Here is a 23,849-nt window from a genome sequence, read left to right as displayed (position 1 = left end):
ATACGATCAGGTCGGTTTCGGCTCCAGGGACGCCGGGCGTTCAGCGCCCGGCGGTCGCAGCCCGCCGGTTGGCGATGCGGGAGAACATGTTGCCCGTGTAATCGGCGGCCTTCGGCTTTTCCGGCTCGCCGACCTGGGCTTCGAACGCCTCGATCCGCTTCAAGAGGGCCGCGTCGTTGAACAGCGACGAGTTGAAGGTCTTGTGGGCCCGAGGACCCAGGGCGGTCTGGACCGCGTCGAGGCGGGCGAGAAGCTCTTTGCGCGTCACGTGGCTCTCCGGGGGCGAAACCAGCCGCCCCAAGCCGCCACTCGACGCCGCGTGGGTAAACGCGGGGTTAACGCGGTCGCGATATGGGCCGTGATCCCGGCCAGGCACGCGCGCCGTGCAAGACCGCAAGAATGTCGATCGCGTCGCCGGTCAAGCGGTAGGGGACTATGTAGGGAGTTCCCGAGACGACGAGTTCGCGTGTTCCAACGATGCGTCCCGGGCGGCCACGCTCGGGATAGAGCGTCAGACCGTTGATTGCCTCGCGCAAGCGGGCAATCGTCTTGTTGGCGGCAGCGGGATTATCGACGGCGATATAGGCCCTGACTTCATCGAGATGGCGCAGGGCACGCCGGGTGATCCTAATCTTCACCGTGGGGCGAACGCGGCCTCGACCTCTTCGGCTGAGGCAAAATCACCGGCATCGGCCTCGCGCAAACCAGCTTCGATCTCGGCACGATGCCACCGGTCGGCATCGACCAGAGCATCGATAGCTTCGTTCAGGAGGTCGGTGGGCGAGCGCGATTGGGTCTCAGCCAGCGCGACAAGGGCGCTACGGCGAGCCGGATCGAGGAAAGCGACGGCGGTGGGATCGATCAGCACACGTGCCATAACCTTATTCTACGCGTCACTTCCGTCCCGGCAAGCAGGCCTGCCACCACGAGCCATCGGCCCTCACAACCCCCTCAAGAACCCCGCCAAGCGCATCAACCCCTCCGGCCAGGGTCCATGGCCGCTCGCGATGTTGATGTGGCCCGATTCCCCTGCATCCACCGTGAGGGCGCCCCAGGCATGGGCGAAATCGTCGGCACGATCGTAGGCGCAGTGGGGATCGGTGCGGCTCGCCACCACGAGCGCCGGGAAGGGCAGGGGATCGCGTGGCACGGGGGCGAAGGCACGGACGAGATCGGGCAGGTCCGGAGCCTCCTCGACATCGGGGAAGGCCACGAACAGGGCACCGCGCACCACGCCTTCGGGGAAGAGTGGGACAGCTTCGACGCAGGCGACCACGCCGAGGCTGTGGGCGATGAGGATGACCGGCCGTGTGGCCTGCGCCACCGCCTCGGCCACCTTTCCGCACCAGGCTTCAGGAGTGGGAACGTGCCAATCGTCTTGAGAGACGACACGCGCCGTCGGGAGGCGCTCGGCCCACCGCGCCTGCCAATGACCCTCTCCGGACCCTCCGAGCCCGGGGACGATCAGGATGTCGCAATCGGCGGTCTTCATGGTGCGATGCCTAGTGCAGGGCGCCCGCGCCGCGCAAGCCTCGCGCCGTCATGCGGCGGCGGCCTCCAGCCTCGAGATCTGCGCGGCGATCTGCATGGAAGCGAGGTTCTTCGCCTTGGCCTCGATCTCGAAATCGGCCCACGAAAGATGGCGGGCCACGAGGTCGTTGACGGCGCGGTTCCACATCATCTCCGAATGGGCCGCAAGATCGCGTACGGAATGGCCTGCCTCACGCAGGGCGGGGAAGTCCGGCAGGCGATCCTCCGCCCCATCGGCGATGACGGCCTCCCGCGAGACGCTGATATGCGCGACTGGCCGCACCCCACGCCAGGACTCGATCACCCGGGCGATGCGCGGATCGTCCGGTTCGAGATAGGCGCCGCCGCTCTCCACCCAGTGATGATGCAGGTCGAGGACCACCGGCACGAGATCGGAGAGGCGCAGCACCTCATCGAGACCGAACAGGTTCTCGTCGTTCTCCACCGTCACGAGGTCCCGGGCGAGGCGGCTCGCACGGGGCAGGGTCTCGCGGAAGCCCGCGACGCCGGGGTCGCCCGCCCCGACATGGATGTTGATGTGGGCGCCATGCGGATGCCAGCCGCCGCCATAGCCCATCAGACCGAACAACTCGGCGTGGTAGTCGAGTTCGGACAGCCCATTCTCGATCGCCGCCGGGTTGCGGCTCGCCAACAGGCAGAACGGGCCGGGATGGAAGCTCAGGCGCACACCGAGACGCCGGGCGAGTTCGCCTGCCTCCGCAAGGCCGGTCTCGACGACCTTGCGCAGATCGGGCTCGGCATAGAGCGCCTGCACGGCAAGGTGCGTGTAGCCCGGCAGAACGTTGCTCCCCATGCGCAGGAGCCGTTCGAGGGGCGGGCGGGCGCCGACCCAGGCGATCTGCCGGGCGAGCGCCGTCAGGTTGTGCGCCACCACCCCGGCGAGCTTGTCCCGCCGCGCGGAGGCGTCGAGCTTGGTGAGGTGCGCCATGGTCACGGTGGTGAGGTTCATGGCGCGGGTCGCCTCGCGCGCGGCCTTCAGGGTGGCATGCGTGCCCGGCGGCTCATCGAGCACGAAGGTGCAGCAGAAGCCGAGGCGGGCCTTCGGCGGTGGGACGGAGGGTGAAGCATGGCTTTGCATCCCGTCCCAACGCACGAGCCGCCTTTCGGTCACGCGGAACGCGGTGACGACGCCGACGTTTGGCCTGATGGGAGCGTGGCAATACCGCCCACCTCCGGCCCGGCCAAAAACCTCGATGACGACGCCTTCCTCCCGCCCAGGCGGATCGCCAGACCAAGCCTCCACCCTCTGGGTCCTGATGCTCGGCACGGCGCTGGTCGCCCTGGCCGTCGCTCAGCCTCGGCGGATGGCCCATCCGCAACCCGCGACGCCCGTGCCGCAGCCGGATGCGGAGGCAGACCGCCAGCGCGCCACGAATGGCGGCGCGCGCTCCATCGAGGGTCGGGCGGCCCGGCTCATCGCGGCCACGCAACCCGAGCGCGGCCGCCACGCCGAGACCCCGGCGGATATTCCCGCAGCCGGATGGCGCGATATCGCGATCCGAGTCTATCTCGAATTCATCAAGGACCGCGTGCTCGCCGTGGCGGCGGGCGTCACCTTCTACAGCCTGCTCGCGCTGTTCCCCGGCATCATCGCCCTGGTCACGCTCTACGGCCTGTTCGCGGATGCCAACGTCATCAACGACCATCTCGCGCAGCTTCACGCGGTGCTGCCGACCGGCGCGGTCGAGATCATCGGCGATCAGGTGAAGCGGATCGCCGCCAAGCCCAGCGGCACGCTCAGCCTGACCTTCTTCACCGGTCTGCTCGTCTCGATCTGGAGCGCCAACGCCGCGATGAAGGCGATGTTCGATGCCCTGAACGTGGTCTACGAGGAAGAAGAGAAGCGGAACTTCTTCATGCTGAACCTCCGCTCTCTCACCTTCACCGTGGGCGGGCTGTTCTTCATCGTGCTGGCGCTCAACGCCATCGTCGTCGTGCCGGTGGTGCTCAATTTTCTCGGGCTCGGCTCCGAAGCGTGGCTGATCGCCGCCCTGCGCTGGCCTGCGATGCTGGTCGTGATCCTCGGCGCCCTGTCCGTGCTCTACCGCTTCGGCCCGAGCCGCGAGCATGCCCGCTGGCGATGGGTGGGCGTGGGAAGCCTGATCGCGGGGCTGCTTTGGCTCATCGCCTCGCTGCTCTTCTCTTGGTACGTGTCGAACTTCGGCACCTACAACGAGACCTATGGGTCGCTGGGGGCGGTGATCGGCTTCATGACGTGGATCTGGATCTCGTCGACGATCGTCCTGCTCGGCGGCGAGATCAACGCCGAGATCGAACATCAGACAGGACGCGACACCACCACCGGCAAGCCCTTGCCGCTCGGCGCGCGCCAGGCGCGGATGGCCGACACGGTGGGCGCCGCCGCCTGACGGTGCCCGACGCGCTCCCTATATGGGGAGCGAAGGAGATCCCCATGTCCGACAGCACCACCACCGCCCCCGAGGTTCTTAGTGACGAGGAGTGGCGCTCGCGCCTGAGCCCGGACCAGTACCGCGTGTTGCGCGAGCACGGCACCGAGCGGGCCGGCACGTCCTGCCTGCTCGCCGAGAAACGGGCTGGCACCTTCGCCTGTGCGGGTTGCGGCCAACCCCTGTTCGAGCAGGGCACCAAGTACGAGTCCGGCACCGGATGGCCGAGCTTTTTCGCGCCCCTCGAAGGCGCGGTCGAGACCACCAGCGACCGCAGCTACGGCATGGTCCGCACGGAGGTTCACTGCGCCCGCTGCAAGGGCCATCTCGGCCATGTCTTCGAGGACGGCCCCGCTCCGACCGGCCTTCGCTATTGCATGAACGGCGCGGCCCTGTCCTTCGAACCGGCCTGACCGGGCAAGTTCAGGCGAGCGGGTATCCACATGCGGGGATCATGGGGAAAGTTCTCCCCCAATCCCGCTCGCTTCGAGGGCACTGCCTTGATTTCGGCGTCATTATGCGTAGTCGCTTTATAGACTACGGGGTTCGCCTTCTGCGTGCCGTGGAACGCTCAAGTCAGGCTTAAGTGTTCTGCATCGCAACATAGGGGAATACCCGCCGAACCGTTCGCTCGGCTTGCACTCGACCCGGTGCGTCGAAGGTGGCCGGTCTCATCGGTCGTTCCCGAGCGCCACGCCGGGCAGGGCGTGAGGAGTGAAACAGTCCATGAGCACAACCCGCAGGTTCCTCGTCGCCCCGGCCCTGGTCCGCCTCATCCGCAAGGAGCGTGGCAGCAGCCGGATCACCGAGGGTCACTTCGCCCCGCAGGGCGGCCGCAATTCCTTCGTCCGCGTGGATGGGCAGGCCTGCCAGCTCATCCTGGTCAATAACGGCGTGGAGGAGCGCACTGAGGTGCCGCGCGCTCACGGCGACGCCCTCCTGGACGTCTGCCCCGGCAAGGCCGCCTACGACCGCACGACCATGGCCTCCGGCGGTCGTGAGATCATCATCGACCGCTACGTCTCCCCTGGCAGCCTCGACCTCGTAAGCGTGACCTTCGACGACGAGTCCCAGGCCTCGGCCTTCCAGGCGCCGATCTGGTTCGGCCGCGAGGTGACCAGCGAGCCGACCTTCGAGCGCTCGGCCCTGGCCATCCAGGGCGTTCCGGCGACGTCCGAACTGTCCCTCAGCAACGCCGCCCTCGACGCGGTGCTGGACCTGATCGAGCCGCGCTTCGGCTTCGGCCGGTACGGCGCCTCGCCCCGGACCAGCGACAGCTTGGATACCCTTGCGGGCACCCTGCGCCGTCCGGCCCCGACTTCGGCTCCGGCCGCCCCGGCGGCAGCCCCCGTCCTGACCGCCCCTGAGCCCGAGATCCTGGCTCCGGCCCCCGTGCCGCCCGCGCCCGAGCCCGTTCCGGCCATCGCCGAGACCCCGGCTCCCGAGCCGGTCGTGCATCACGAGCCCGCGCCGGAGCCCCATCACGAGGAGCCGCGCGCCGAGGAGCAGGCCAAGCCTTCCGCCACTCCGGCCGAGGCTGTCCACGGCGATGCCCGTATCGACGACGTGATCGAGAGCCTGTCGGCCGCGCTCGGCGCCGCCATCCACCAGAACCCGGCCCAGGCCGAGAAGCAGGAGGATCCGGGCGCCGTGTTCGAGCGGTGGACCGTCCGTCCCCGCCGCACCCAGACCCAGGGCTAAGAACTCCCGACAAAACTCCCTTTCACTGGATGTTCTCCCCCTGGCCTCGACGGCGCAGGGGGAGTTCTGTGAGAGGTTCCAAGCCCCCAGGATCCGGCGCGCCGCGATGCGTGCCGGGACGTTCAAGGCCCGATGATCACGGCGGCCCCGCGAGAGCTCCCGGAGAGCGGGAACGGGTTGGCCCCCAGGCCGTGACATGCGGTGAAGACCAGCCCTCCGTCGGCGGTCCCGCCATCCCCGTGACGTTCCTCGAAGTCTGTGGCAGTGCATCCGGCACGGCTACGTCTCTGCGCGTGCCGTAATCCCGCGCGGCTGCGGTGAACGTGGCTCAGCAGGGTCAATAGACGGGTTTTTGTCACGAAGCGCCCGAGGCAGACGACCCGGACGGCGTTGAGAACGCTGCCGAAGGCCGCTAGCGTGACCCATAGGGAGAGCGCGGGATCGCGCGAGAAGGACATAAGCATGGCGCAGGCGATCCATGCGGCAGGCAGTACCGCCGCCGCCCCCAAGGAGCCCTGGTACAAGGTGCTCTACATCCAGGTGCTGATCGCGATCGCGCTCGGCATCCTGCTCGGCTGGTACGATCCCGCCACCGGCAAGTCGATGAAGTGGCTCGGCGACGCCTTCATCGCCCTCATCAAGATGATGATCGCGCCGATCATCTTCTGCACCATCGTCCACGGCATTGCCTCGATCGGAGACCTGAAGAAGGTCGGCCGCGTCGGCCTGAAGGCTCTGATCTACTTCGAAGTGGTCTCGACCCTGGCCCTGCTCATCGGCATCGTGGTCGGTGAAATCGTCCAGCCCGGTGCGAACTTCCACGCGGATCCGACGAAGCTCGATGCGAGCAAGGTCGCGACCTACGCGAGCAAGGCCGCCGCCGACTCGACCGTCGCCCACATCATGGCGATCATCCCGAAGAGCTTCTTCGATGCCTTCGCCACGGGTGACCTGCTGCAGGTGCTCCTCATCTCGATCCTGACCGGCTGCGTCGTCACCGGGCTGGGTGAGAGGGCCGCCGCCGTCAGCAGCGCCATCGATACGGCCGGGCAGATCTTCTTCCGCATCATCGGCATCATCGTGAAGCTCGCGCCGCTCGGCGCGTTCGGCGCCATGGCCTTCACCATCGGCGAGTACGGCATCCAGAAGGTCTACGACCTCGGCGCCCTCGTCGGCACGTTCTACCTGACCTCGCTGCTCTTCGTGCTGCTGGTGCTCGGCACCATCGCGCGGCTGGCGGGCTTCTCGATCCTGAAGTTCCTCGCCTACATCAAGGACGAGTTGCTGATCGTGCTCGGCACCTCCTCCTCCGAGACGGTGCTGCCGCACATCATGACCAAGATGCGCCGCCTCGGTGCGTCGGACTCCGTCGTGGGTCTCGTGGTCCCGACCGGGTACTCGTTCAACCTCGACGGCACCAACATCTACATGACGCTCACCACCCTCTTCCTCGCGCAGGCGGTGGGAGCGGATCTGACGGTCGGCCAGTATGCGACGATCATCCTCGTGGCAATGCTGACCTCTAAGGGGGCCTCGGGCGTGACGGGCGCGGGCTTCATCACCCTCGCCGCGACCCTGTCGGCCATCCCGAACACACCCGTCCCGGTAGCGGCCATGACCCTGGTTCTCGGCATCGACAAGTTCATGTCCGAGTGCCGCGCCCTGACGAACCTCGTCGGCAACGGCGTGGCCTGCGTGGTCGTCGCCCGCTGGGAGGGCGAGCTAGACCGGAACAAGCTCAACGAGGTGATGGCCAACCCCATCGCCATCGGCACCGCCGTGACGGATAGCCCGCCCGCGCCGGTCAAGACCGAGACGAAGGTCGCCGCGGCGGAGTGATGCCGTCGCAGGCACGGCTCGGTATCGACCTCGGCGGCACGAAGATCGCCGGGGTCGTCCTCGACCATGACGGGACGCGCCTCGCGCAGGCGCGGATCCCGGCCCCGCGGGGCGAATACGGCGCCACGCTCGCGGCAGTGTCCGGCCTCGTCCTGCGCCTGGAGCGGGAGGCGGGCCGCTTCTGCAGCGTCGGCATCGGCATGCCAGGCAGCGTGTCGCCCGCCACCGGCCTCGTGCGCAATGCCAATTCCCACTGGCTGATCGGTCAACCCTTCGAGGCAGACCTCGCCGCGCGGCTCGACCGCCCGGTTCGGCTGGCCAACGACGCCGACTGCCTCGCCGTCTCCGAAGCGACGGACGGGGCGGGCGCGGGCGCTCGCGTGGTCTGGGCGGTGATCCTCGGCACGGGCGTGGGCTCCGGTCTCGCCCTCGACGGTCGGCTGCATCCGGGCCGCAACGGGTTCGCCGGGGAATGGGGCCACGGCCCACTTCCGGCTCCGCGCGATGACGAGCGACCGGGCCCGCCCTGCTATTGCGGACGGCACGGTTGCGTCGAGACCTGGGTCTCCGGCCCGGCGCTGGCGGCGGATCATGCGAGACGCCATGGTGGCGTACCGACGGCCGAGGCGGTGGTGGAGGCTGCGCGCAGGGGCGACGCGGCAGCGCGAGACACGCTCGCCCTGCACCTGGAACGGCTCGGTCGCGCAGCGGCTCAGGTGGTCAACGTGCTCGATCCGGATGTGATCGTCATCGGCGGCGGCCTCTCCCGACTACCCGAGCTGATCGCGGGCCTGCCGGACGCGATGCGACCGCACATCTTCTCGGACACGTTCGACACCCCTGTCCGAGCCAGCCTCCATGGCGACGATTCCGGCGTGCGCGGAGCCGCGTGGCTCTGGGGACCAGAGACCGTGTGACGCGCGGGGCTTCGCGCCCCGCACGCGGGGAGAGGGGACTTCACCCCAGGTCGTAGACCTTCGCCAGATCCGGGTCCTTCGCCGCGACGAGCTTGGCGAGGTCGACGATGACCTTGGCCTGCTTCCACGTGGCGTCGTCCTGCATCTTGCCGTCGAGCATCACCGCGCCGGTCCCGTCGGGCATGGCGGCGACGATGCGGGCTGCGAAGGCGACCTCGGCTTGATCGGGCGCGAAGACCTTCTTCGCCAGCGCGACCTGGCTCGGATGCAGCGTCCAGGCCCCGGCGCAGCCCATGAGGAAGGCGTTGCGGAACTGGACCTCACAGGCGGCCGCGTCCGAAAAGTCGCCGAACGGCCCGTAGAAGGCCTTGATGCCGTTCGCCATGCAGGCATCGACCATGCGGGCGATGGTGTAGTGCCACAAATCCTGCTGCGCACTGGCGCGGGCGGCATCGCCCGCCGGGTCGGCGATCACGCGGTAATCCGGGTGGCCGCCGCCGACGCGGGTGGTCTTCATGCCGCGTGAGGCCGCGAGGTCGGCGGGCCCGAGGCTCATGCCGTGCATGCGCGGCGAGGCGCAGGCGATGGCATCGACGTTGGCGACGCCCTCGGCGGTCTCCAGAATGGCGTGGACGAGGATCGGCTTCTTGACCCCGTGGCGCGCTTCGAGCTGCGCCAGCAGCTGGTCGATGTAGTGGATGTCCCACGGTCCCTCGACCTTGGGCACCATCACCACGTCGAGCTTGTCGCCGACCTCGGAGACGATGGTGAACAGGTCATCCAGAATCCAAGGGGAGTTCAGGGCGTTGATGCGCGTCCACAGGCCGGTGCCGGTGGCAGCGAAATCGGTCGCCTGCGCCATGGCGACGAAGCCCTTGCGCGCCGCCTCCTTCTGGTCGGCGGGAACGGCGTCCTCGAGGTTGCCGAGCACCACATCGACCGTGCCCGCGAGTTCCGGCACCCGGGCGCGCACCTTGTCGTTGTGCGGCGGCACGAAGTGAATCATCCGCTCCAGCTTCACCGGCAGGTCGCGGTAGGGGGCCGGCGCGCCGGTGGCGAGGGGCTGGAAAAAGCGGCGGGGCAGTTTCATCGGCGGGCCTTCTGGCTTGGCGTTCCTCGTGAGGGCGTTATGGCACCGAAACGGCCGAGGTAAAGCCGTGCCTTGGTCCTGTAACGTTTTGTGACGGCGGCGCTTCCACCGTTGCGGGGCGCAGGGCGGCGCCTATTCTTTCCCCCATGAACGAGGGCACCACACTCGCCATCGTCGAGGACGATCCCGAGATCCGGGCGCTGCTCGGCGGTTTCCTGGAAGGAGAGGGCTTCCGCGTCGAACGCTTCGACGGCGGCGCGGCCCTCGACCGGCGGCTCGCGCAGGGTCCGGCGCCGGACCTGATCGTGCTCGACTGGATGCTGCCCGGCGAGGACGGTCTGTCGATCTGTCGCCGCCTGCGCGAGGAGGGCGGGCCGCCGATCGTGATGCTGACCGCCAAGGACGAGGATATCGACCGGGTGCTCGGGCTCGAAATGGGCGCGGACGATTACGTCTCGAAGCCGTTCAACCCCCGCGTGCTGCTCGCCCGCATCCGCGCCGTGCTACGTCGAACGAAGGGCGGGGGAGCCCAAACCGAGCCAACGGCGGCGGAGCGGCTGCGCGTCGCCGACCTCGTGGTCGATCCGGCCGCGCGCTCGGTCCAGGCGGCGGGGGAGGGCGCGGCGCCCCACGAGATCACCCTGACCAGCGCCGAGTTCGACCTGCTGATGTGCTTCGTCACCCGCCCGCAGCGGGTCCTGTCCCGCGACCAGCTCCTCGACTGGACGCGGGGCCGCGTGGCCGACGTGTTCGATCGAACCATCGACGTGCAGGTCAGTCGTCTGCGCAAGCGCCTCGATGAGAGCGGCAGCGATGTTTCGGCCATGATCAAGACGGTGCGCAACGCCGGATACATCCTCGCCGCCCCCGTCCGCCCGGCCTGATCCGATGCTGAGCCGCATCGGCCTGCTCGGCCGGATCATGCTGATCCTGATGGCTGCGCTCGGCGCGGTCATAGTGGCCGCCATCGCGCTGGGCCGGATCGAGCGCACGAACACCCGCACCACGCAGGTGGCGCCCTATCCGCGTCTGGAACAGGCGGCGGGGGTGATCGATCTCGTCACACGCGCCGAACCCGCCTTGCGGCCGACGATCCTGCGGGCGGTGAGCGGCCTTCGCCTCCACGCGACGATTCAGGATGCACCGCCGCCCGAGGAGGAGGGAATGCGCCGCCTTCCCCGCGCCGAGGCGATGCTGCGCGCCTTCTCCGAGGTGCTGCCCCGGCCGGAACCCAGCCCGGACGACGGGCTCCGCGCCCTGGCCAACCCGGAAGGCGTGGGAACGGGATCGCGCCCCGTGCGGATCACCGCCCGCCTTTCGGATGGGAAGACGCTCGTGCTCGACGAGATCGAGCCGGTGAGGGGCCTCTCCCTCACCCTGTTCGGGCTGGCGCCGGGCCTCTGGATCGGCATCCTCGGTATCGCCGTGGCGGGGCTCGCGCTGCTCGGCGCGCAGCGGGAGATGCGCCCTCTGCGCCGTCTCAGCGCGGCGGCGGAAGCCTTCGACGGCTCGCCTCCCGCAGGGCCGATCCCGGTGACGGGCGCACCGGACGTGCAACGCCTCGCCCGGTCGGTCCATGCCATGCAGGAACGGGTGGCCGCGTTGCTGCAGGAGCGCTCGTTCCTGATCGGCGCGATCTCGCACGATCTCAAGACCTACCTGACGCGCCTGCGCCTGCGCGCCGAATCCTTACCGGATGCGGAGGGCCGCGAGCGCATGGCCGCCGATATCGACGGCATGACCGACCTGATCGAGACCTCGCTCGCCTTCGCGCGCGGCACCACCGTCTCGCAGATCCGGGGGCGGGTCGATCTCGCAGACCTCGCGGCGGTGGAGGCGGCCGAACGCTCGGCGCTCGGTCAGCCGGTGGTGCTGGCAGGCGACGAGGTGGCCGAAGCCACGGTGCCGGGCGATGCGGTCGCCCTGCGCCGGGTGATCGCCAACCTCGTGGACAATGCGGTGAAGTTCGGCCGGGGCCGGGTCGAGATCGCCGTCGAGGCCGGGACCGACTCGTGCAGCCTCCGGGTGGAGGATGACGGCCCCGGTGTCGGCAGCGCCGAGGCGGCCGCGATCTTCAGCCCGTTCTATCGCATCGAAGGCTCCCGCAACCGCCGGACCGGCGGCAGCGGGTTGGGGCTCGCCATAGCCCGCCAGATCGCCGAGGCCCATGGCGGGACCATCGGCGTCTGCGCAGGCCGCCTCGGGGGCGCATGCTTCACGCTCACCCTGCCGCGAGCGGCGGGGTGAGCGACGACGGCGGCTAGGATTGGCCGCCGCCGCTGCTCTGGCCGCCTTTCTGGCCCGCTTCCGCCGCGCGCTCACGATCCTCGGCGAAGTTGCCGGAACCGCCGCGATGCTCGCTCTTCCCAGACGATTGCGTCATGATCGTATCTTCCTGTTGTTCGATACGTCAGGATAATCATTCAGCAGATAAGTAGCCTCGAAAGTCACTTGGCATATTTATTTAGCATAAACTATTCTGTCGCGACTTTCGCCAAATAGTTTTACAACATAATCAAAAATAAGCCCCACCATAAAGCCGAAGCATTGGCGGGCTGCATGGATCAAATCAAATTTCTGTCCTCGCAAGGGTGGCGAGGCAATCCCGGAAGCCGCCACATGTCTGGAAGGATGCCGACCTGACCTGCCTCACACCAATTCGAGCACGGCTTCCGCGAAGGCCTCGGGTGCTTCCTGCGGAACGTTATGGCCGATGCCCGGCAGGCGGCGGTAGCGGTACGGGCCGCTGAACTTCGCCGAGTCGCCGGTCTCGGAGTTCGGCGGGAAGACGCCGCCGTCGCCCCCTTCCAGCACCCGCGTCGGAACCGTGATCGTGGGTTGCGCGGCGAGGCGCGCCTCGATCCCGGCATAGGCGGGATCGCCCGGCACGACGCCGTAGCGCACGCGGTAGGAGTGGATCACCACCTCCACGAAATCGGGATTGTCGAAGGCCGCCGCGCTGCGCGCGAAGGTCTGGGCGTCGAAGTGCCAGTTCGGCGACCATTGCCGCCAGAGCAATTCCGCAATTCCGGCGCGGTTCTCCGTCAGCCCAGCGCGGCCGCGCTCGGTGTGGAAGTAGTATTGGTACCAGAGGCGGGATTCGGCCTCTGCCGCAGCGGGGCGGCAGGAGCGTGCAACGTCGTGCAGGTTGTAGCCGCTGCCGCCGGAGACGAGTCCTCGCGCCCGTTCCGGCCAGAGGGCCGCGACGACGCACGCGGCGCGCCCGCCCCAATCGTAACCCGCCAGAACGGCCTGCCCAATGCCCAGCGCGTCGAGGAAGGCTAAAAGATCCGCGCCCAGAGCCGCCTGCTCGCCGGAGCGAGGCGTCGCGGCCTCGACGAAGCGCGTCGGGCCGTAGCCGCGCAAGAAGGGTACGAGGCAGCGCACGCCCCTTCCGGCGAGGATCTCGGCCGCCGGGAGGCAGGCATGGATGTCGTAGGGGAAACCGTGCAGCAGGATTGCAGGTGGCCCATCGGCGGGACCGATCTCGCGATAGGCGACATCGAGAACACCCGCACGGATGTGCTTTTCGGCACCGGCTGACACCATGGATCCAGGCTCCATTACTTCGACACGCGAGCAATCGGGTCGCATAGGCTTGCCGCACCTGTCCAGCGCCCGACCTACGTCGTCATTCTCCAATCGAAGGACGGGCGGGCGATGGGGCTCTTGGACGGGGTGAAGGATGTGCTCGGCGATCTCGCTGCGGCGACGGAGCGGACGATTGCGGAGATCGGGGGGCAGAACATCCCTCTGGCCTTCGCCAAGTTCTACCCCGGCGGCCTCCAGGGCTTCCTCGACCGTCTCCGTCAGGACGGTCACGGCACCGAGGTCGATTCCTGGCTGAGCGGCACCGATCCGCGCGCCGTCCCGGCCTCGACCCTGATGCAGGCCATCCCGGATCCCGTCGCCGATAGCCTCGCGACCGATCTTTCGGTCTCCCGCGAACGCCTGCCGGTCGCCCTCGCGGAGTTCCTGCCCGCTGCCGTGACGGGAGTGAGCAAGAACGGGCGCCTGACACCGCAGCCGGTCTTCGCCAGCACCCAGGTGATCGACAAACCGGCAGGCTGAGGCGACCGAACCACAGGTTACGCGCTGCGCTGCGACGACTCGAACGTGAAACACCATTATCCTTCCGCCGATCGGGCTGTCCGGCCCCGGCGGAGGACGACACATGAGTATCTTCGGCTCCCTCGGCGACATGGCGATGAAGGCGCTGCCGGGCATCTTGCAGCAGGTGCTGCCCGGCGGCCTCAACGCCCTGCTCGATCAGTTACGCAAGAGCGGCTACGAATCGCAGGTGAATTCCTGGCTCGGGCGGGGGCCGAACGAGCCGATCACCGCCGACGATCTGCAGAAGGTGATGGGCAACGCCCAGGTCCGCGAGATCGCCGCGAAGCTCGGCATCCCGGTGGAGCAACTCTTCCCCACGCTGGCCAAGACCCTGCCCGAGGCGGTCGATCAGCACAGCCCGAACGGCCAGCTTCAACCGCCGCAGGCCTGAGGGTGGCCCAAACGCAAACGGCGGCCCCGAGGGACCGCCGTTTCGTTTCGCGTCGAGGGTCTTAGTTGCTGGCGAGCTGGGACATCGGATCGACCGGCGCGCCGCTCTTGCGGATCTCGAAGTGCAATTGCGGCGAGGTCACGTTGCCGGACGCGCCGGACTTGGCGATCGTCTGGCCGCGCTTCACCTTGTCGCCCGGCTTCACGTCTAGCTCGCCGTTATGGGCGTAGGCCGAGACGAAGCCGTTGGAGTGCCGCACCAGCACCAGCTTGCCGTAGCCCTTCACGTCGGAGCCGGCGTAGGCGACGGTGCCATCCTCGGCGGCCTTGACCGGCGTGCCTTCCGGCAGGGCGATGTTGATGCCCTCGTTGCCCGAGCTGCCGTAGCCGGAGATGACCCGGCCCTTGGCGGGCCAGCGGAAGTTGTCGGCACTCGCCTGTGCACTGGCCTGGGCGACGGAACCGGTCGCCGCAGGCTCCGGCTTCGCGGGCTCGGCCTTGGCGACTTCGGTCTTCGGCGCAGCCTTGGTCTCGGCCTTCGCGACGTCGGCCTTGGCCTTCTCGGCGGCAGCCTGCTTCGAGGCTTCCTTGGCAGCCTCCTTGGCGGCTTCGCGAGCGGCCTTGGCTTCGGCGAGCTTCTGGGCGGCCTCAGCCTTGGCAGCGGTCTTGGCGGCGTCCTTCGCCGCCTCCTTGGCGGCGTCCTTCGCCACCTTGGCCTTGTCGGCGGCGGACTTCGCGTCGGCCTTCTCGGTCTTCACCTCGGCAACCTTGGTCTGGCCGGGGCGGACGTGCTTCTTCTCGCTCTCCTTCAGGGCGGCGAGCTTGCGCGCCTTCTCCTCGGCGGCCTTGGCTTCGGCAGCCTTGGCTTCCGCGACCTTGGCCTCGGCGGCCTTGCGGGCGGCGAGGTCCTTCGCGTCCTTCGCCTCGCGGGCTTCCTTCTCGCGGGCTGCGACGCGCTTGGCCTCCTGTGCCTTGGCCTCTTGCGCCTTCGCTTCCTGGGCCCTGGCATCCCGCTCGCGGGCTTCCTTGGCTTCCAGCATCTTGGCATCCTCGCGCTTCTCCTCGGCGGCACGCGCGGGGCGAGCGCTCATGGAGGCGGCGGAAGGATTGAGGCCGGACACGTTGTTGTAGGCGGGGATGACGATCTCGCGGCCAGGGGTGACCTGGCTGGCGCTCGACAGGCCGTTGGCCTGAAGGATCGCCGAAGCGGGCACGCCGTAGCGGGTCGCCATCTGGGCGAGGCTGTCGTTCTTGGCGACAGTGATACGGGTGCCACCCTGGGCGCTCCAGCCGGTCGAGCCGACGGAGGCGACCTTGGTCGGCGTCGCGGCAGCGGGCGGCGGCAGGGTGCTGGCCATCGGCGCCGGGCGCGACCCGCCAGGGGCGCCGAGCGCCTCGGACTGGATCCGTCCGGTGCGCAGGGGCGCCACCGGCTTCACATCGTCATCCGGAAGGCTGCCCGTTGCGGCAGGCTCGGAAAAAGGATTGCTGAAAGGGCTGCTCAGCCGAGAGGCGTCGGAGGAACACGCTGCCGCGCCGCCCCCGATGATCCCGACGAGGGCGACGCGAGACAGCGTCCGAAACCCTCTGATCGCTCCACGCACCCGCATCGACGCACCCGCCACCACAACGCTACCCGATGCCGCAATGAAGCCGGATTCAGGTTAAGCAACCGTTCCCGTTCACCATAAGAAGTCTGATCAGGGCGACCTTGCATGCAATGCAGCGGAGCGCATCGGGGCGGGATGCGACTTTCCGCGACGGCGCAGCACCCCACATCCTTGCGATGTTCACACTGGGCAGGCCGCGCGACTCCCTCATCGATCTTCCCCGCCTGGAGACGGCGCGGCTGACAGTCGGCGGCCTGTCGCCGGAGGATGCGCCCGCGCTCGCCCGGCTCACGGACGATCCGGCCATCACCGGCGCGATCGACTTCCTGCCGACGCCATTCACCCTGGAGGACGCGAAGGGGCTGATCCATGGCGGCAGCCGCGAGCGCGACCGATTCCTCGGCATCCGAGGCCGGGCAGAGGGCCGTGACGGGGAACTCGTCGGCGTGGCGGGCGCGCATCTGCGCGGGGAGGGCCTGATCGAGATCGGCTACTGGATCGGCGGCGCCGCGCGGGGACAGGGGTTTGCCTTCGAGGCAGTCTCGGAACTCGCCGCACTCCTCATGCGGCGCTTTCCCGCCCGAATCCTGGTGGCGGAGTGCCGTCCCGCCAACACGGCCTCCTGGGGGCTGCTGCGCAAGCTCGGCTTCGAGGAGACCGGCGAGGATGGCCACCGGCCCGGCAGGAAGCTGCTCTCGTTGGAGCGCCCCTGACGGACAGCCCAAACGAAGACGCCCCGGACCAGGTCCGGGGCGTCGTTTCGTCCAACGTGTCGGCGATCAGAAGGTGATGCCGGTCTCGACCATGTAGCGGTCCTGCGAGGTGCGGTTGCCGTCGCGGCCGAAGCCGGTGCCCAGCGTGCCGTTCGCGATGCTGCCGCGGGTGATGCCGCCGAGCTCGACGTGGGCGTATTCCAGACGGAGGAAGTAGCGATCCCAGGTGAAGGTGGGCGTGATCGTGACGGAGAAAGCGTTGCTGCCCGCCCCGTAGAGAAGGCTCGTGGTGCCCGAGCCGCGCACGCCGGTCTGCTCCTCGTACTCCACGCGACCCGCGAGGGCGAAATTATCCGTGAAGGAGTAGGCCGCAAGCAGGGCGCCACCGTAGGTCGACGCGCTCTGCAGGATGCCGATGCGCGGATCGGCCTCGACGTTCGTGTACTGGAAGTACGGCGTGATGATCCACGGGCCGTTCGAGTAGGTGTAGTTGATGTTGAAGATGCCGCTGTTCTGCTGGTTCAGCGGGGTGGCGAACTGGTAGCGCAGGCTCTTGGCCAGCACGTTCTGGCGGCCGAGATTCACGCCGCCGTTCACGCCGATCGTGTTCGAATCGTCGATCTTGTAGGCGACGTTACCGGTGAACCAGGAGATCTCGCCGGAGAAGAAGCCGTCGGTGCCCGCCACCGAGACCGACCACGGACCCTCGGCCCAGTTCAGCTGCACGCCGTGGTTGATCACGTTCTCCTGCGCGAAGAGCAGGCCGCGGTTGATGTTCAGGTTCTGGAAGGTGAAGGGCGCCTCGGAACCGATGATGGTCGGCATGCGACCGCCCTGCACCGACCACGCGTCGTTGATCTGGATCTTGCCGAAGGCCACCGGCAGCGGCGTGAACAGGAGGTCCGTCTGGTCCAGCGCGCTCAGGTTCTGCACGCCGAGGCCGGGGATCGCGTAGAGGCCGCCCTGGATGAAGAACTGGAAGGTGCCCTCGGGCTTCTGGATCCAGCCCTGGAGGTTCGAGACGTCGAACCGCGCAGCGCGGTCGGCCGCGTAGCCGGGAGGGGCGAAGGCGGTCGGGAAGGGGTTGTTCTGGGTGTAGCCGTAGCCCGTCAGCGCGCCGCCGACATAGATGTCGCCCAGGGCACCCACCGCGAAGCAGGTCGGGTTCGGGTTCGCCTTGATGACGCCGCCATAGGCCGGGCCGATCAGCGTGGCCTTGCAGGGCTCGGCGGGAGGCGGAACCGGAACGGGCGCCTTCGCCGCGAGATCAGCCGAAAACGCCGCCGTGGAGGAGAGGAGCAGGGCGGCCAAACCGGCCAGGGGAAAACGCTGAGGCATGTGTCGAGGCCCGGTTCGAAAAATCCACGGCCAAGCTGCCATCCGGTGCTTTTCGACACAAAATCAAAGAATTGGCACTTGCACACTTTTTGGGCAAAATTCATGCTGCAGTGCGGGTCTATTTCATCCTGTGACATACTCGCCACATCTGAGCGAGACCGAACGAATGCTTGCAACCTTTTGGTAAGACGCGCACGAACTCAATCGGCGCTGGCAGAGCCAAGTGGATCGCAGCGGAAGCCCCCATATCCGCTCCGTGCGAGTCGCTCCGCCAGGGCGGGCAGGAAGACCATCGCCTCGTCGGCAAGCCGCCAGGGCGGGTTCACCACGATGAGGCCGCTTCCGGCGAGACGGGCCGGATCGTCGGGGCGCTCGATCAGCAGATCGAGGCGGAGCGCCGGGCGAGCGAGGCCCGCGTCGAGTTCGGCCGCCATCCGGTCGATGGCGGCGGCATCCTTCACGGGATACCACGCGAGGAAGATTCCGGTCGGCCACTTGGCCACCGCGCGCAGGAGATGGGCGCCCAGGCGCTCGACCTCCCCGGGGATTTCGTAGGGTGGGTCGATCAGCACGAGGCCGCGCCGCTCGGGCGGCGGGATCTGGGCGTTCACCGCCGTCCAGCCATCGAGGTGCAGCACCTTGGTCCGCGAATCGCCGTTGTACCGCTCCTTGAGCAGGGCGGCGTCCTGCGGGTGCAGTTCCACGAACACGCCCCTGTCGCCCGGCCGCAGGAATTCGCGGATCACGGCCGGGGAGCCGGGATAGGCCGCCGGACCATGACGCTCGCGGGTCGCGGCCACCGCCTCGCGATAGGGCGCGAGCAGCGCCTCTACCGGCTCGGGAAAGGGCTCGGCGAGCCGCCCCCAGCCCTCGTGCCACTCGCCCGTGCGGCGGGCTTCGTCCGCCTCCAGATCATAGAAGCCGAGGCCCGCGAAAGCGTCGAGCGCCCGGAACGGTTTGTCCTTGAGGCAGAGATGGGCGAGCACGCGGGCGAGCACGAGGTGCTTGAGCACATCGGCGTGGTTTCCCGCATGGAAGGCGTGCCGGTAATTCATGGGCCCCGGTCAAGCGGATCCAGCGCCGCCGGTCCAGCACCGAGCCCACATTTTCTTGGCAGAATGGTCTTCAGCGCGCCGGATCGAGGGTGATCTGCGGCGCGCGACAATTGCTGCGGGCGAGATCGGGACAGGCGGTGAAGCCGCGCAGATCCTTCGAGAAGCAGATCCGCACCTCGGTAAGCTGCCCCCTGGCGCAGGACACCGCCATCATGTCCGGCCGCAGACCGTCATTGGCGGCCACGAAGCGCCGGGCAATCTCGATCGGCGCGAGGCTCTGTCCGCCGGTCTTCAGCGTGTCGGGGATCGTCACGGCCGTCCGCGCCTGCTTGGCCGCCGAGAAATAGGCCGCCGGATCGAGGCCGGAGCAGGTGCCGTGCTTGCGCCACTCGTAGCGGGCCAGACCCTCGCTCGGATAGACCTGACCCGCGACGTCCATCGCCTGACGGGTGATGGGTCGCTGCACGGCCGAGCAGTTCTGCGGATAACCGCGCGAATATTGCGGCCAGAGCCCATGCACGACGAAGCCGAGGCCGCGTCCCGGGGCGCATTGCGGCTCGTCGCGGCGGGCGCCTTCGCCCTCGCAATAGGTCGGCGACCAAGACAGGGCGAGGACGTAGAAGTCGAAATCGCCCGGCGATCCCCGGCGGCCGAAACCACCGTAATCCTGCGCGGCGGCGGGCAGGGCGGCGGACAGCGACGCCAAAATGGCGAGGCCGGTGCGGATCGCGTGGTGACGCATGGGCGTGCGTCCGCTCAGGGCCGCGCCATCCGGCAGGCCGTCGAGTAGGCGTAGGACAGGTCGCGGTCGAGCCCGTGAACGCAGAGTTCGACACCCCAGGTGGCACCGATGATGCCCAGACTCTCGCGCACCGAATAATCGACCTTGCGGCGCAGGCCGTCCGAGGTGGTGGCGACGGCGGAGCAGAAGCGGCGCGGAATCGTGTCGAGGCCCCAGGGGCGCCACGCCGTCCGCTCGATCCGGTCGAAGGACACGATCGTCATGGACGAGTTCCAGTACTTCGCTTCCTTCTCGGCGAAGTTCGTCGCCACCTTCTCCAGCACGTCCGGATCCTGGCAGCCGGGGATCTGCGCGTCGTAGGGGAACACGCGTTCCTCGGCGGGCTCGATATCCTCGCGGGCAGAGCGAGCCTCGGCGGCGCTGAAAGCGGTCAGCCCGAGGGCGATTCCGAGGGTGAGGCGGACGAGATGGGAGCGCATGACATGAGTCCGAACCAGCATGCCGAGACGATGGCCGCGACGCGACGCCAGTCAAGCCGCCACCGGGCCGCGCACACGGTTTGACCGCCCGGTGCGGCGCGCGGGCCACGGTGATGAGACGAACGTCTCGAACCTATCGCGGCGTCGAGGCGGTGTCCGGCGGCGTGGCCGGGACGACGGGAGTCGCCTTGGTCCACCACAAGCCGATCGAGAGGATGCCGATGAAGATCGCGGAGATGAACCCGCCGAGCAGTAAGCGTCGCATACCGTCGGTATAGGGCGCTCATCGTCGATCAGTAGATCGGGCCATCCACGGAAGGGGGCGGTGCGCCGAGTTGCAACGGCTCGCCCTCGTCCCCAGCGGGCTCCTCGGGCATGGCGGCGACCCGGGGGGCGGGGCGCGGGGCATAGGCCGGGCGGGCCTGCACCGAGGTGTAGGCCGAGGGCGCCTGGGCCGGAGCGCGCACGGGCGCACGGGCCACCTGCGTCGCGCTATGAGCCCGCGACATCGGCGAGACGCCGTAGGGGTCATCCTCCTCGATATCCACCGGCGCCTGCGGCGGCGCGGGCTGGCGCGGCGGCGGCACGGGCTTCGAAAGCGGGCGCGGCCCATCACCGCCGAGTTGCGGCGTGAACTTGATCAAGGGCTGGCAGATCCGGCGCAGGCCGCGCGGATCGTGGCGGGCGAGGTCCACGTGGATATGGTCGTAGTGGAACACGTTCGAGCCCGGCGCCAGCACCGTCGTGAAGCGCTGGCAGGCGCCCAGGAAGACCTCGCGCAGGAAGCTCTGCTCCGCCTCGGTGCCGCGCCATCCGCCCTTCACGGTGATAACGTGCCCGTCCGCGAGCTTGAACGACATGATGTCGACGGCGTTGCCGAAGCCGTGTTCGGAGAGCTTGGCGCCCGGCTGGTTGTTGCGGCCGCGGCAGGAATAGGAACCCGCGTTGATCTCGGCCACGGGCACGCCGAAATAGAGTTCGGCGGCGGGTTGGATCGTATCGGCGAGCCACGCTTCGGCCTCGGCGAGCGCCGGGCAGCCGAGGGTCATGCGCTGCTTGAGCAGCACGGATCCTTGCCCGAGCCGCGTCACCCGGAACGGCTGCTGCATGCCGCAGGGGCCGGGGCCGTCGATGGCGGCCGCGGGGGTGATGAACTCGGTCTGGGTCACGAGTTTCTTGGCGAGGCAGACCTGCTCGGCCTGATCGCGCCAGGGATCGCGCCGCTCGAACCGGTTGACCGAGCAGGCCGTGAGGGCCGCCCCGAACAGGGCAAGGCCTGAAAACGCGAGTACGCTACGCCGCATGATCAGGACGTTGCGCACGATCCCGTAAACGCTTCGTCAAGCGCGTTTTCGCTTCGCGGACCGGTGTGGCACGCGCCTTTCGCAACCCAGGCTGTTGACAGCCCCCCGCTCCGGTCGACCAGATAAGGAATGCTATCGCTCCTCGATCTTCGCGCCCGTATCGCCGCCGGAACGCTGACCCCGGCCGGCGCCATCGACCTTTGCCGGGAGGCGATCGCGAGCCGCGATCCTGCCATCGGGGCGTTCGTGGCCATCGATCAGAATCCCGTGATCCCGCAGGATGGGCCGCTCGCGGGCATCGCGGTCGGCATCAAGGACATCATCGACACCGCGACCCTGCCGACCCAGATGGGCGCCGCGATCTACGAGGGCTGGCAACCGAGGGCCGATGCGGCCATCGTTTCGCGGCTCAAGGAGCGCGGTGCCGTGGCGCTCGCCAAGACCACCACCACCGCCTTCGCCAGCTCCGACCCCACCGCGACCCGTAACCCGCACGATCCCGGCCATACGCCGGGTGGCTCCTCCGCAGGCTCGGCGGCGGCGGTCGGCGCGGGGATGCTGCCTCTGGCTTTGGGCACCCAGACGGCGGGCTCGGTGATCCGCCCGGCGAGCTTCTGCGGCTGCGCGGCGATCAAGCCGTCCTTCCGGCTGATCCCCACCGTCGGGGTGAAGACGTGGTCCTGGGCGCTCGACACGGTCGGCCTGTTCGCGGCCAGCGTGCCGGATCTCGCCTACGCGCTCGCCGCCATCACCGGCCGGGACGGGATCGAGGGGGAGATGGCCTCGACCCCGCGCATCGCGGTGGTGAGACAGGACTTCGCTGGGTCACCCGAGGTCGCCGCCGAGGCTGCCCTGGCGACCGCGCGGGCAGCCGCCGAAAAGGCGGGCGCTCAGGTCTTCGATCTGTCTCTGCCGCCGGAACTCGCCACCGCCTGGGAACGCCATGGCGCCCTCCAGGATTTCGAGGCGCGGCAGGCCCTGGGCTTCGAATTCACCCACCACCGGGACGCGCTGCCGCCCGAGGCGCGCCGCAACCTCGAAGCCGGGGATGCCGTTGCTCCGGCGGCCTACGACGATGCCCGCCGCCATGCTCACCGCGCCCGGCGGGTCTTGAAGGACCTGTTCGGCGGGTTCGATGCGATCCTCACCTTCTCGGCCCCGGGCCCGGCCCCGGCGACCCTCGCCTCGACGGGCGATCCCCGCTTCAACCGGCTCTGGACGATGATGGGCGTGCCCTGCGTGAACGTCCCCGTGCCGGGAGACGGCCTGCCGGTGGGCGTGCAGGTCGTCGGCCGGTTCGGCGGTGATGGTCAGGCCCTCGCGGTGGCGCGGCTGATCGAGGGGGCCTTGCGGGGGTAAATCTCCCCCCGCAAGCTCAAGAGGCCGCGTGCTCGCCGAGCGTATCCTCGACATAGAGCTGCTCCAGCAGCACCTTGATCACCGCGAGCATCGGCAGGGCCAGCGCGATGCCCCAGAGACCGAAGATCACGCCGAGGATCAACTGACCGGCGAAGATCGTCGCCGGGGGGATGTCGAGGGCGCGCTTCTGGATGAACGGCGTCAGCCCGTAACTCTCCAGGCATTGCACCGCGAGGTAGACGCCGAGGGCGCCGAGCAGCGCCTTCAGCCCCGAGGCGAGGGCGGCGAGCAGGATGACGACCCCCGCCACCAGCGGCCCCACCGTCGGAACGAAAGCCAAGAGCCCCGCCTGGAGGCCGAGGATCAGCGCCCCGCCGATACCGAGGAAGGCGAGCCCGGCCCAGGTGAACAGGAAGATCGCCGTCATGGTCAGCAACTGGCCGAACAGCCAGTGGCGCAGGGTCTCGCCCGCCCCATCGAGCACCTTCGAGGCCCGGGCGCGCTTCCGGGGCGGGATGAAGCGGAGCACCCCGTCCCGGTAACTCGCCGGGTCGGCCGCGAAGGCGACACCGAGGAAGACGATCACCAGCAGGTTGCCGACCGCATCCATCAGACCGAGCACCACCGCCGTCGCCGGACCGAGGACGCTGCCCGCACTCGATAGCACCGAGCTCGAACTCTTGAGCAGGCCGGAGGCGAGGCCGCCGAGTCCCCCCTCCTGCTGGCCCGGCTCCCGCCCGGCGCGGCCATCCTCCTTCGACGTCGAGTTGAGGAGCGGCACGTCGATTCCGTGATCGGCGAGCCAGCTATTCACCGATTCCGCCTGGGTCTTGATGGTGCCGCCGAGGTCGCGCCCCTGTTGAGCGATGGTCGCGCCGCCATAGCTGGCGAAGCCCAGGGCAAAGAGCGCGACGGTGAGGCTCGCCAGGATCAGGCGCAGGCTGCGCGGCAGCGGCAGGACATAGGCCAGTGCCCGCGTCAGACCGTCGAGGAACACGCCGAGCAGCATACCCGCGAAAATCAGGAGCAGCGTTCCCGCCGACATCCAGGCAAGGGCGAGGGCAGCAGCGAAACAGACTACGGCGATGCCGGAGCCGGCGAGCGGCGCCGCGCCCCGCCATGGTCCGACCGGACCCTTGAGGGCGTCGAGCTTCGATTCGGTCATGGGGCTCCTTGCCGACCTGCGGTCCCCGTCGAACGCTGCCCCGGCCGCCCGGTCAACCCCCGGCGACCAAATCGC

The 23,849-nt window shown here is 68.7% G+C and carries 27 protein-coding genes; 11 read left to right on the top strand and 16 right to left on the bottom strand.

The window, feature by feature from the left end; genetic code table 11:
* Positions 1 to 40: 40 nt before the first annotated feature.
* The 5 genes from J4O73_RS15285 to J4O73_RS15265 all read right to left on the bottom strand — a co-directional run bounded on the left by J4O73_RS15285 (position 41) and on the right by J4O73_RS15265 (position 2,629).
* A complete protein-coding gene (locus tag J4O73_RS15285; protein ID WP_426218635.1) occupies positions 41 to 268 on the bottom strand; it encodes a hypothetical protein in 228 nt (75 codons plus the stop codon).
* Positions 269 to 335: 67 nt separating this feature from the next.
* Complete coding sequence (locus J4O73_RS15280; RefSeq protein WP_426218633.1) at positions 336 to 638, bottom strand: type II toxin-antitoxin system RelE/ParE family toxin; 303 nt, start codon at positions 636 to 638, stop codon at positions 336 to 338.
* Complete coding sequence (locus J4O73_RS15275) at positions 635 to 877, bottom strand: CopG family ribbon-helix-helix protein (protein ID WP_426218631.1); 243 nt, start codon at positions 875 to 877, stop codon at positions 635 to 637. Before J4O73_RS15275 ends, J4O73_RS15280 begins: the two co-directional genes overlap by 4 nt.
* Before the next feature lie 63 nt (positions 878 to 940).
* Entirely contained in the window at positions 941 to 1,492 is a 552-nt protein-coding gene (locus tag J4O73_RS15270) for an RBBP9/YdeN family alpha/beta hydrolase (protein WP_426218629.1), read from the bottom strand.
* A gap of 48 nt (positions 1,493 to 1,540) precedes the next feature.
* Positions 1,541 to 2,629 carry a UV damage endonuclease UvsE gene (locus tag J4O73_RS15265; protein WP_426218627.1) on the bottom strand — a complete coding sequence of 363 codons (1,089 nt, stop codon included), beginning with the start codon at positions 2,627 to 2,629 and terminating at the stop codon, positions 1,541 to 1,543.
* Between the two features lie 115 nt (positions 2,630 to 2,744).
* On the opposite strand from J4O73_RS15265, the gene J4O73_RS15260 reads away from it, so the two are divergent.
* The 5 genes from J4O73_RS15260 to J4O73_RS15240 all read left to right on the top strand — a co-directional run bounded on the left by J4O73_RS15260 (position 2,745) and on the right by J4O73_RS15240 (position 8,416).
* Positions 2,745 to 3,920, top strand: coding sequence for a YihY/virulence factor BrkB family protein (locus J4O73_RS15260; protein ID WP_426218625.1), 1,176 nt, complete (start codon positions 2,745 to 2,747; stop codon positions 3,918 to 3,920).
* A 44-nt stretch (positions 3,921 to 3,964) separates the two neighbouring features.
* Positions 3,965 to 4,372 (top strand): peptide-methionine (R)-S-oxide reductase MsrB, encoded by a 408-nt coding sequence (msrB, locus tag J4O73_RS15255; protein WP_426218623.1) that lies wholly within the window; start codon positions 3,965 to 3,967, stop codon positions 4,370 to 4,372.
* 313 nt (positions 4,373 to 4,685) lie between these two features.
* On the top strand, positions 4,686 to 5,660 hold the full coding sequence (locus tag J4O73_RS15250) for a hypothetical protein (RefSeq protein ID WP_426218622.1): 975 nt from the start codon (positions 4,686 to 4,688) through the stop codon (positions 5,658 to 5,660).
* A 462-nt stretch (positions 5,661 to 6,122) separates the two neighbouring features.
* Complete coding sequence (locus J4O73_RS15245) at positions 6,123 to 7,499, top strand: dicarboxylate/amino acid:cation symporter (RefSeq protein ID WP_426218621.1); 1,377 nt, start codon at positions 6,123 to 6,125, stop codon at positions 7,497 to 7,499.
* Complete coding sequence (locus J4O73_RS15240; RefSeq protein WP_426218619.1) at positions 7,499 to 8,416, top strand: ROK family protein; 918 nt, start codon at positions 7,499 to 7,501, stop codon at positions 8,414 to 8,416. Before J4O73_RS15245 ends, J4O73_RS15240 begins: the two co-directional genes overlap by 1 nt.
* Before the next feature lie 40 nt (positions 8,417 to 8,456).
* Here the strand turns inward: J4O73_RS15240 and J4O73_RS15235 are convergent, their stop codons facing one another.
* Positions 8,457 to 9,506 carry an HpcH/HpaI aldolase/citrate lyase family protein gene (locus tag J4O73_RS15235; protein WP_426218617.1) on the bottom strand — a complete coding sequence of 350 codons (1,050 nt, stop codon included), beginning with the start codon at positions 9,504 to 9,506 and terminating at the stop codon, positions 8,457 to 8,459.
* A gap of 146 nt (positions 9,507 to 9,652) precedes the next feature.
* Here J4O73_RS15235 and J4O73_RS15230 point away from each other — a divergent pair, with 146 nt between their 5' ends.
* A complete protein-coding gene (locus J4O73_RS15230) occupies positions 9,653 to 10,390 on the top strand; it encodes a response regulator (protein ID WP_426218616.1) in 738 nt (245 codons plus the stop codon).
* 4 nt (positions 10,391 to 10,394) lie between these two features.
* Positions 10,395 to 11,753, top strand: coding sequence for an ATP-binding protein (locus tag J4O73_RS15225; protein ID WP_426218614.1), 1,359 nt, complete (start codon positions 10,395 to 10,397; stop codon positions 11,751 to 11,753).
* 13 nt (positions 11,754 to 11,766) lie between these two features.
* Here J4O73_RS15225 and J4O73_RS15220 read toward each other — a convergent pair whose 3' ends face one another.
* Both J4O73_RS15220 and J4O73_RS15215 read right to left on the bottom strand, forming a co-directional pair.
* Complete coding sequence (locus tag J4O73_RS15220; protein ID WP_426218612.1) at positions 11,767 to 11,889, bottom strand: KGG domain-containing protein; 123 nt, start codon at positions 11,887 to 11,889, stop codon at positions 11,767 to 11,769.
* 266 nt (positions 11,890 to 12,155) lie between these two features.
* Positions 12,156 to 13,055, bottom strand: coding sequence for an alpha/beta fold hydrolase (locus J4O73_RS15215; RefSeq protein WP_426218610.1), 900 nt, complete (start codon positions 13,053 to 13,055; stop codon positions 12,156 to 12,158).
* Positions 13,056 to 13,166: 111 nt separating this feature from the next.
* Between J4O73_RS15215 and J4O73_RS15210 the strand changes: the two genes are divergently transcribed.
* Together J4O73_RS15210 and J4O73_RS15205 are read left to right on the top strand one after the other, a co-directional pair.
* On the top strand, positions 13,167 to 13,577 hold the full coding sequence (locus J4O73_RS15210) for a YidB family protein (RefSeq protein WP_426218609.1): 411 nt from the start codon (positions 13,167 to 13,169) through the stop codon (positions 13,575 to 13,577).
* Between the two features lie 103 nt (positions 13,578 to 13,680).
* A complete protein-coding gene (locus J4O73_RS15205; protein ID WP_426218608.1) occupies positions 13,681 to 14,010 on the top strand; it encodes a YidB family protein in 330 nt (109 codons plus the stop codon).
* A 61-nt stretch (positions 14,011 to 14,071) separates the two neighbouring features.
* On the opposite strand, the gene J4O73_RS15200 is transcribed toward J4O73_RS15205, so the two are convergent.
* Positions 14,072 to 15,439 carry a peptidoglycan DD-metalloendopeptidase family protein gene (locus J4O73_RS15200; RefSeq protein WP_426218606.1) on the bottom strand — a complete coding sequence of 456 codons (1,368 nt, stop codon included), beginning with the start codon at positions 15,437 to 15,439 and terminating at the stop codon, positions 14,072 to 14,074.
* Between the two features lie 356 nt (positions 15,440 to 15,795).
* On the opposite strand from J4O73_RS15200, the gene J4O73_RS15195 reads away from it, so the two are divergent.
* On the top strand, positions 15,796 to 16,332 hold the full coding sequence (locus J4O73_RS15195) for a GNAT family N-acetyltransferase (protein WP_426218604.1): 537 nt from the start codon (positions 15,796 to 15,798) through the stop codon (positions 16,330 to 16,332).
* Positions 16,333 to 16,398: 66 nt separating this feature from the next.
* Here J4O73_RS15195 and J4O73_RS15190 read toward each other — a convergent pair whose 3' ends face one another.
* From J4O73_RS15190 to J4O73_RS15165, 6 genes are all read right to left on the bottom strand, one after another.
* A complete protein-coding gene (locus J4O73_RS15190) occupies positions 16,399 to 17,670 on the bottom strand; it encodes a porin (RefSeq protein WP_426218602.1) in 1,272 nt (423 codons plus the stop codon).
* Positions 17,671 to 17,870: 200 nt separating this feature from the next.
* Entirely contained in the window at positions 17,871 to 18,725 is an 855-nt protein-coding gene (locus J4O73_RS15185) for a 23S rRNA (adenine(2030)-N(6))-methyltransferase RlmJ (protein WP_426218600.1), read from the bottom strand.
* Between the two features lie 70 nt (positions 18,726 to 18,795).
* Positions 18,796 to 19,467, bottom strand: a complete 672-nt coding sequence (locus J4O73_RS15180; RefSeq protein ID WP_426218598.1) for a ribonuclease T2 family protein — start codon at positions 19,465 to 19,467, stop codon at positions 18,796 to 18,798.
* A 14-nt stretch (positions 19,468 to 19,481) separates the two neighbouring features.
* Positions 19,482 to 19,946 (bottom strand): hypothetical protein, encoded by a 465-nt coding sequence (locus J4O73_RS15175; RefSeq protein WP_426218597.1) that lies wholly within the window; start codon positions 19,944 to 19,946, stop codon positions 19,482 to 19,484.
* Positions 19,947 to 20,079: 133 nt separating this feature from the next.
* Entirely contained in the window at positions 20,080 to 20,211 is a 132-nt protein-coding gene (locus J4O73_RS15170) for a hypothetical protein (protein ID WP_426218595.1), read from the bottom strand.
* A 28-nt stretch (positions 20,212 to 20,239) separates the two neighbouring features.
* Positions 20,240 to 21,250: an extensin family protein gene (locus J4O73_RS15165; RefSeq protein ID WP_426218969.1), complete on the bottom strand. Its 1,011-nt coding sequence runs from the start codon at positions 21,248 to 21,250 to the stop codon at positions 20,240 to 20,242.
* Positions 21,251 to 21,379: 129 nt separating this feature from the next.
* Between J4O73_RS15165 and J4O73_RS15160 the strand changes: the two genes are divergently transcribed.
* Complete coding sequence (locus J4O73_RS15160) at positions 21,380 to 22,609, top strand: amidase (RefSeq protein ID WP_426218594.1); 1,230 nt, start codon at positions 21,380 to 21,382, stop codon at positions 22,607 to 22,609.
* Between the two features lie 16 nt (positions 22,610 to 22,625).
* On the opposite strand, the gene J4O73_RS15155 is transcribed toward J4O73_RS15160, so the two are convergent.
* A complete protein-coding gene (locus tag J4O73_RS15155) occupies positions 22,626 to 23,774 on the bottom strand; it encodes an AI-2E family transporter (protein WP_426218592.1) in 1,149 nt (382 codons plus the stop codon).
* Positions 23,775 to 23,849: the final 75 nt, after the last annotated feature.

Source organism: Methylobacterium sp. NFXW15 (assembly GCF_049887755.1).
In the GTDB taxonomy this organism is placed as follows: Bacteria; Pseudomonadota; Alphaproteobacteria; order Rhizobiales; family Beijerinckiaceae; genus Methylobacterium.
The sequence above is the reverse complement of the archived record's forward strand: the minus strand, read 5'-3'. Positions and strand labels throughout refer to the sequence as shown.

Bases quoted from the DNA above. Each gene is read 5' to 3' on its own strand.
- J4O73_RS15275 (WP_426218631.1), bottom strand. From the start codon at position 877: ATGGCACGTGTGCTGATCGATCCCACCGCCGTCGCTTTCCTCGATCCG.
- J4O73_RS15270 (WP_426218629.1), bottom strand. From the start codon at position 1,492: ATGAAGACCGCCGATTGCGACATCCTGATCGTCCCCGGGCTCGGAGGG.
- J4O73_RS15265 (WP_426218627.1), bottom strand. From the start codon at position 2,629: ATGCAAAGCCATGCTTCACCCTCCGTCCCACCGCCGAAGGCCCGCCTC.
- J4O73_RS15260 (WP_426218625.1), top strand. From the start codon at position 2,745: ATGACGACGCCTTCCTCCCGCCCAGGCGGATCGCCAGACCAAGCCTCC.
- msrB (WP_426218623.1), top strand. From the start codon at position 3,965: ATGTCCGACAGCACCACCACCGCCCCCGAGGTTCTTAGTGACGAGGAG.
- J4O73_RS15250 (WP_426218622.1), top strand. From the start codon at position 4,686: ATGAGCACAACCCGCAGGTTCCTCGTCGCCCCGGCCCTGGTCCGCCTC.
- J4O73_RS15245 (WP_426218621.1), top strand. From the start codon at position 6,123: ATGGCGCAGGCGATCCATGCGGCAGGCAGTACCGCCGCCGCCCCCAAG.
- J4O73_RS15240 (WP_426218619.1), top strand. From the start codon at position 7,499: ATGCCGTCGCAGGCACGGCTCGGTATCGACCTCGGCGGCACGAAGATC.
- J4O73_RS15235 (WP_426218617.1), bottom strand. From the start codon at position 9,506: ATGAAACTGCCCCGCCGCTTTTTCCAGCCCCTCGCCACCGGCGCGCCG.
- J4O73_RS15230 (WP_426218616.1), top strand. From the start codon at position 9,653: ATGAACGAGGGCACCACACTCGCCATCGTCGAGGACGATCCCGAGATC.
- J4O73_RS15225 (WP_426218614.1), top strand. From the start codon at position 10,395: ATGCTGAGCCGCATCGGCCTGCTCGGCCGGATCATGCTGATCCTGATG.
- J4O73_RS15220 (WP_426218612.1), bottom strand. From the start codon at position 11,889: ATGACGCAATCGTCTGGGAAGAGCGAGCATCGCGGCGGTTCCGGCAAC.
- J4O73_RS15215 (WP_426218610.1), bottom strand. From the start codon at position 13,055: ATGGTGTCAGCCGGTGCCGAAAAGCACATCCGTGCGGGTGTTCTCGAT.
- J4O73_RS15210 (WP_426218609.1), top strand. From the start codon at position 13,167: ATGGGGCTCTTGGACGGGGTGAAGGATGTGCTCGGCGATCTCGCTGCG.
- J4O73_RS15205 (WP_426218608.1), top strand. From the start codon at position 13,681: ATGAGTATCTTCGGCTCCCTCGGCGACATGGCGATGAAGGCGCTGCCG.
- J4O73_RS15195 (WP_426218604.1), top strand. From the start codon at position 15,796: ATGTTCACACTGGGCAGGCCGCGCGACTCCCTCATCGATCTTCCCCGC.
- J4O73_RS15190 (WP_426218602.1), bottom strand. From the start codon at position 17,670: ATGCCTCAGCGTTTTCCCCTGGCCGGTTTGGCCGCCCTGCTCCTCTCC.
- J4O73_RS15185 (WP_426218600.1), bottom strand. From the start codon at position 18,725: ATGAATTACCGGCACGCCTTCCATGCGGGAAACCACGCCGATGTGCTC.
- J4O73_RS15180 (WP_426218598.1), bottom strand. From the start codon at position 19,467: ATGCGTCACCACGCGATCCGCACCGGCCTCGCCATTTTGGCGTCGCTG.
- J4O73_RS15175 (WP_426218597.1), bottom strand. From the start codon at position 19,946: ATGCGCTCCCATCTCGTCCGCCTCACCCTCGGAATCGCCCTCGGGCTG.
- J4O73_RS15170 (WP_426218595.1), bottom strand. From the start codon at position 20,211: ATGCGACGCTTACTGCTCGGCGGGTTCATCTCCGCGATCTTCATCGGC.
- J4O73_RS15165 (WP_426218969.1), bottom strand. From the start codon at position 21,250: ATGCGGCGTAGCGTACTCGCGTTTTCAGGCCTTGCCCTGTTCGGGGCG.
- J4O73_RS15160 (WP_426218594.1), top strand. From the start codon at position 21,380: ATGCTATCGCTCCTCGATCTTCGCGCCCGTATCGCCGCCGGAACGCTG.
- J4O73_RS15155 (WP_426218592.1), bottom strand. From the start codon at position 23,774: ATGACCGAATCGAAGCTCGACGCCCTCAAGGGTCCGGTCGGACCATGG.